This window comes from Pseudomonas sp. JV245A (genome assembly GCF_032424515.1).
Classification (GTDB): Bacteria; Pseudomonadota; Gammaproteobacteria; order Pseudomonadales; family Pseudomonadaceae; genus Aquipseudomonas; species Aquipseudomonas protegens.
Genome location: NZ_VYKE01000659.1, coordinates 1 through 243 on the forward strand (window position 1 = coordinate 1; position 243 = coordinate 243).

Below are 243 nucleotides of genomic sequence, written 5' to 3' on the forward strand. Positions count from 1 at the left end.
GCCTGGGCCAGCAGTTCCTGTTCCCGCGCCAGGCTGTCGACCCGCACCGTCAGGTGCAGCCCCGCCGCCACGCCGGGCAGTGGCCCGACGCCGCCGATCGCCTGCGGCCAGGCCGCCAGCAAGGTGTTGCGCCGGCTCAGGGCCGCCCGGCGCATGCGCCGGATATGCCGCTGGAAGTGCCCGGCGGCCATGAACTCGGCCATCACCGCCTGGGTACTGACCTCGGAATGGCGCACGTCCACC

1 pseudogene is annotated in these 243 nt (G+C 74.1%); it reads right to left on the minus strand.

Going from position 1 to position 243, the window contains the following annotated elements:
* Nucleotides 1-243, minus strand: a pseudogene (locus tag F6S12_RS33495) (PLP-dependent aminotransferase family protein); the annotation flags it as partial.